The organism is Acidiphilium sp. JA12-A1, from assembly GCF_000724705.2.
GTDB lineage: Bacteria > Pseudomonadota > Alphaproteobacteria > Acetobacterales > Acetobacteraceae > Acidiphilium > Acidiphilium multivorum.
The window spans coordinates 1-5,577 of sequence record NZ_JFHO01000133.1; the positions used below are offsets into that span (position 1 = coordinate 1).

Sequence of the window (5,577 nt, forward strand, 5' to 3'; positions counted from 1 at the left end):
AACGTCGTGAGACAGTTCGGTCCCGTATCTGCCKYGGGTGTTGGAGACTTGAGAGGATTTGTCCCTAGTACGAGAGGACCGGGATGAACATACCTCTGGTGCATCGGTTGTCACGCCAGTGGCACAGCCGAGTAGCTAAGTATGGACGGGATAACCGCTGAAAGCATCTAAGCGGGAAACCCACCTCAAAACTAGGTCTCCCCGAGGGTCGTGACAGACCATCACGTTGATAGGCCGGGTGTATAAGCGCGGTAACGCGCTCAGCTAACCGGTACTAATCACCCGATAGAACTTGAATATCTCAACCACCCCCACCATGCACAAACACCAACACAACTCACACAACACGCCAAATCCACACCAGCCCAGAAACAACGATAGGCTGGACGACCTGGTGGCCATTGCGGGGAGCCTGCACCCGATCCCATCCCGAACTCGGCCGTGAAAATCCCCAGCGCCCATGGTACTGTGCCTCAAGGCACGGGAGAGTAGGTCGCCGCCAGGTCCTCCAGCCTATCGTAACCTCATCCACCGCGGGGTGGAGCAGCCCGGTAGCTCGTCAGGCTCATAACCTGAAGGTCACAGGTTCAAATCCTGTCCCCGCAACCATCTTGATTTGCGCCTCAAGAACAGAAACAGAACCAAGCCCCGATGCAGCAGCGCCGGGGCTTTTGTCGTTCCCGCCCCCTGACGCAAGACGCAGTATCCCCGCCAGCGCGCCCCGGAGTTCAACCTTCAGTTCCGCGCCCTCCGGCACCAGGATCACCGCCTCGATCAGCGTGCGGATGATACTGAATGCCTCGTCCTTCGTGGTCGGATCCTGCAGCGCCTCGTGCAGGTTGGCGACCGCCTCGCGGTAGAGTTCGGCCATCGCGGGATGAAGCGAAGGTTCGGGCACGGTCTCGCGGGCGAGGAGTTCGGTCAGTTCGGCCTTGCGGGCCTCGATCCGGATCATCTCGTCGCGCAGGCTGGACGCCGGCATGCCCTCGGCGATCGCATCGATGATCCGGGCCTTGCGGTGTTCGATGCGTTTGAGTTCCTCCCGCATCCCTGAAAAATGCGCCCGCCTCTGCGCGCTGGCGGCATTCTGCTCGGCGACGAACGCCGCGGTGAATTCCCTGAACAGCGCCGGGTCCATCAGCCGGTGGCGCAGCCCGTCCAGCACGATGGCTTCGAGCCGGTCGCCGCGGATGTTCAGCCGGTTGTCGCAGGTGCCCTTGTTCCGCGCCGCCGCGCAACCGAACAATGTCGCGCTGATCTTGCTGTAGGCGCCACCGCACACACCGCACCGCATCAGGCCGGTGAGAAGGTGTTTGGGCCGCTGGTGGCGCCAGAATTCTGTCCCCGACGAGTTGCTGCGGGCACTTGGTTCCGTGGCCATGTCCGGGCGGGTCGCCTTGCGCATGTTGCCCTGTCGCTCCTTGACCGCGGCCCAAAGCTCGTCGTCGATGATCCTCAGCGCTGGGATCTCGGTGATCACCCATTTGCCGGGATCGTTCAGCCGTGAAACCCGCTTCCCGGTGGCCGGATCCTTTATGTAATGCAGCCGGTTCCACACCATCCGGCCGATATAGAGTTCGTTGTTCAAGATACCGGTGCCGCGTTCGGCGTTGCCGTTGATCGTGCTCTGGCTCCAGCCTTCACCGCGCGGCCCCGGAATCTTCTCCTTGTTCAGCTGGACGGCGATCGCGCGCGGTGATTTGCCATGAGCAAATTCCCTGAAAATCCGGCGCACGACCTCGGCTTGTGCTCCGTTGATCGTCCGCTCGCCGGTCTTCGCCGCGCCATCGGCGCCGAACTGGCGGACCACGTCATATCCATATGAGTTGCCACCACCGGAGCGTCCTGCTTCGACCCTGCCTCTCAGGCCCCGGCGCGTCTTGTCGGCGAGGTCCTTCAGGAACAGCGCGTTCATCGTGCCCTTGAGACCGATATGCATCTCGCCGATCTCGCCTTCGGCCAGCGTCACGATCGAGACATTGGCAAAGCGCAGGCGCTTGAACAGCGCGGCAATGTCCTCCTGGTCGCGCGACAGGCGGTCCATTGCCTCGGCCAGCACGATATCGAACCGGCCGCGGCCCGCGTCGGCCATCAGCTCCTGGATGCCAGGCCGGAGCAGGGACGCCCCGGAAATCGCCCGGTCGGCGTAGCTGTCCACCACCCGCCAGCCCTGCCGATCCGCATGTTCACGGCACAGCCGCAGCTGGTCCTCGATCGAGGCCGCACTCTGCAGGTCACTGGAAAAGCGGGCGTACAATGCAACTCGCACGGTCATGCCGGGACTCCTTGCGTCTTCCGTCCGGAGTCTAACCTGCCGGTGCATTGAGGGAAGAGGGGATTGAAGGTCCCGATGCTGAAAGACGCTCGTCACAACTACATGACCGGGCGGTGCGGCGACCCAGAAGGCGGGCCAGCGCGACCAACGCGGCCTCGATCACCGCGTCGTCGTGTGGGGCCGCGGTCTCAGCCAGCTGCGGGGCCGGATCGCATGCGCGACTCAGCGCCTCGTGGGAATCATGGTCATGTCGAACTGCATCGGTCATGACCTCGTTCATTAAGAGCAAGAATCCGGTCGAGCGGAAACCGGCCGACGAGTGGCTCAAAATAGCGCCACGGCGGTGCCTCACCGCCGATTGCACGAGCCTACTGTGCGGCCGATGACCTGGTCGGGCCGGGAGCGGGCCGGCAGGTTTCGAACCCGAAGACTGGCAACACGGTCACTGTTCACACACTCTTACTTAGCCTTGCTGACCAACACACGCTGGCGGTATTCCTACTATTGCCACCAAACCAAATTTTGGGCGGCATATAGGGGGCACCGTTGATTGAAGAGCTAAAAATCGCGGGATGCGCTAGCTACAGCGCGGAAGGCCAGAATCTTACCGATCTCCGAAAGATAAACTTCATCTACGGCGCGAACGGTTCGGGCAAAACCAGCATCTCTCGCGCGATCGCCGCCCCGGCCGATCACCCGGCCTGCGCGGTCCGCTGGGCCAACCAGCGGCCTCTTGAGTGCCTCGTTTACAACGCCGATTTCGTGGAGCGGAATTTCCGATCCAGCCTCCCCGGCATCTTCACGCTGGGTGAGCACGAGGCTTCGGTGCTGGACCAGATAGAGCAGGCTCGGAAGGTCGTTGCGGACATCGAGCGTGAAATCAGCGCGCGCAATATCGTGTTGAACGGGAAGGATGGTGCCCCCGGCAAGCTGGGTGAGCGTGCCGCCCTGCGCGAGAATATCGAGAACGAATGTTGGAAACTCAAGAATCGCCACGATGCTGATTTCCAGGCAGCGTTCACGGGCGTGCGCGGCTCGAAGGCGAGCTTCTGCGATAAAATCCTCAGCGAATGGTCTTCCAACAAGGCTGCTATTCACCCGCTCGATGATCTGAAAAAGCGTGCGGCCGTCATTTTCGAAAAGGGCCTCACGCGGGAGAGCGCATTCCGCGTGCCCGATAGTGCCGAGCTGACGCGGCTGGAAGTATTGCCAATCCTCGCAAAAAAGGTCGTCGGCCAAGGCGATGTCGATATCGCCGGTCTGATCGATCGGCTCGGCAACAGTGACTGGGTTAAGCAGGGCATTGGCTACTTCGCGCAGAGCGCGCCGCAATGCCCGTTCTGCCAGCAGGATGTCGAGGCTCATCTCGCGGAGCGCATCGGCAATTATTTCGATGAAGCCTATAATCGTGACATCGCGGATATCGCACGCCTTGTTGCCGGATACGAAGCGGCGGGCGCAGCTTACCTCCAGTCCCTCGCCAGCATCTCGCAAGCCGGTTCACGGTATATCAACTCGGATGAGTTGACCGGATTGGTCGAGCGTGTGACCGCACGACTGGCGCTCAACGGACAGCACATCGCGCGGAAGCAGAAGGAGCCGAGTGCCGTCGTCACGCTAGAGAACAACACCGAGCTGTTCGCGGAGGTGCGGGAGTTAGTCACGGCTGCGAACGTGGCCGTGGCCGTACACAACCGGACCGTTGACGATATAGGTAATCAGCGGGCGATCCTTACGGCCGAAATCTGGAAGTGCCTTCTGGAAGAGGCCATGGGCGTCCTCGATGCCTACAATGCCAGCAAGACGAGTGTGGACGCCGCCATCAGCGGCGTTGAGGCAAGTTTGAAGACAAAGCAGGGCGACCTCGCCAAAGCGCAGAAGACGCTACGCGATCTTGAGAAGCGCATCACGAGCGTTCAGCCCACCGTGACCGAGATCAATGCGCTGCTCACCTCATTTGGCTTTCGCGGCTTCAAGCTAGCGACGGCGGGCGATCAGGGTAATTTGTATGAGATCGTGCGCCTCGATGGGAGCAACGCCGTCAGGAGCTTGAGCGAAGGCGAGAAGACGTTCGTGACCTTCCTGTATTTCTATCACCTCATCCGTGGCAGCGTTACTGAGTTTGGTATGACGAGCAACCGGGTCATCGTTTTCGACGATCCGGTTTCGAGCCTCGACAGCGATATCCTGTTCATAGTTTCCAGCCTGATCAAACGCGTGTTCGAGCTGTGTCACGCGCGGAACAGCCTGATCCGCCAGGTGTTCGTGCTCACCCACAACATCTATTTCCACAAGGAGGTGTCATTCGACCCGGACCGAAAAAGGGAACGTCGCGCGCACGAGACGTTCTGGATCGTGAAGAAGATCGACGATGTCTCGATACTGGAATCCTTCGAACACAATCCGATCAGGACATCCTACGAACTGCTCTGGTCAGAGGTGCGTAACGAGAACCGATCCAACCTTACCATTCAGAACACGCTGCGCCGCATTCTGGAGAACTATTTCAAAATCCTTGGCAACATGGACAAGGACAAGATTATCGAAAAATTTGAGGGCCGCGCTAAGGTAATCTGTGCCTCGCTCTTTTCATGGGTGAACGACGGCTCGCACAGCGCGCATGACGATCTCTATGTCTCCAGCGATGCCGCCACGGTGGAATCCTATCTTGGGGTCTTTAGGCGCATTTTCGAGGAAACCGGGCACACCCAGCACTACCACATGATGATGGGCACAGAGGCTGTGCCGACAGCCGATGTGGCTCAGATGGAGATTGCACCTACGATGCCGAATAACGGGCAAGATGCGGGTATCTGCTCATCCTGGTCCGTCGATAAGTTGAATCGATTGTGAATTGACGTGACCACGGCGGATACGATTCGACGGGAGGCGTGAACGAGCTTCCTGACCTGTCTCTCCTATCGCACGCTGAGAAAGACGCGCTGATCCGCGCGCTATGGGACGCGTTGCAATCATCCGAGCGCAGGAACGCGGAACTGGCAATCCGGCTTTCGGATGCGGAACGCCGGATTGCGGAGTTGGAGGCGCGGCTAAACGAACCGCCGAAGCGGCCGGACAATTCGAGCCTGCCGCCATCGCGCGGGCAGAAGCCAAACCGGCCCGAGAAAAGTCCGCGCAAGGGGCCCCGCAAAGGCAGTCTCGGCCGTGAGGGTGGCGGTCGCTTGCTTGCCGAGAACCCCGATCAGACGGTGATCGCGAAGGCGGCGCATTGCCAGCACTGCCGTGCCGGGCTGACTGACGCGGATCAGCGCCTCGCGCAGCGCTACGCCAAGATCGATCTG

At 60.5% G+C, this 5,577-nt stretch carries 3 protein-coding genes, 1 tRNA gene and 2 rRNA genes; 5 read left to right on the forward strand and 1 reads right to left on the reverse strand.

Features of this window, described 5'->3' with window-relative positions:
* From RT91_RS18245 to RT91_RS18255, 3 genes are all read left to right on the forward strand, one after another.
* Positions 1-300, forward strand: a 23S ribosomal RNA gene (locus RT91_RS18245); the annotation flags it as partial.
* A gap of 90 nt (positions 301-390) precedes the next feature.
* Positions 391-505, forward strand: a 5S ribosomal RNA gene (gene rrf / locus RT91_RS18250).
* Between the two features lie 27 nt (positions 506-532).
* A tRNA-Met gene (locus RT91_RS18255) sits at positions 533-609 on the forward strand.
* Here the strand turns inward: RT91_RS18255 and RT91_RS20925 are convergent.
* Complete coding sequence (locus tag RT91_RS20925) at positions 566-2,275, reverse strand: recombinase family protein (RefSeq protein ID WP_082468657.1); 1,710 nt, start codon at positions 2,273-2,275, stop codon at positions 566-568. The two genes, RT91_RS18255 and RT91_RS20925, sit on opposite strands and share 44 nt — an antisense overlap.
* A gap of 546 nt (positions 2,276-2,821) precedes the next feature.
* Here RT91_RS20925 and RT91_RS18270 point away from each other — a divergent pair.
* Both RT91_RS18270 and RT91_RS21700 read left to right on the forward strand, forming a co-directional pair.
* The gene (locus tag RT91_RS18270) at positions 2,822-5,128 is read left to right on the forward strand and encodes an AAA family ATPase (protein WP_082468656.1); all 2,307 of its coding nucleotides are present in this window, start codon (positions 2,822-2,824) and stop codon (positions 5,126-5,128) included.
* Positions 5,129-5,166: 38 nt separating this feature from the next.
* The coding region (locus RT91_RS21700) for a DUF6444 domain-containing protein (RefSeq protein WP_240314352.1) at positions 5,167-5,577 on the forward strand (411 nt) is incomplete at its 3' end.

Bases quoted from the DNA above. Each gene is read 5' to 3' on its own strand.
- RT91_RS20925 (WP_082468657.1), bottom strand. From the start codon at position 2,275: ATGACCGTGCGAGTTGCATTGTACGCCCGCTTTTCCAGTGACCTGCAG.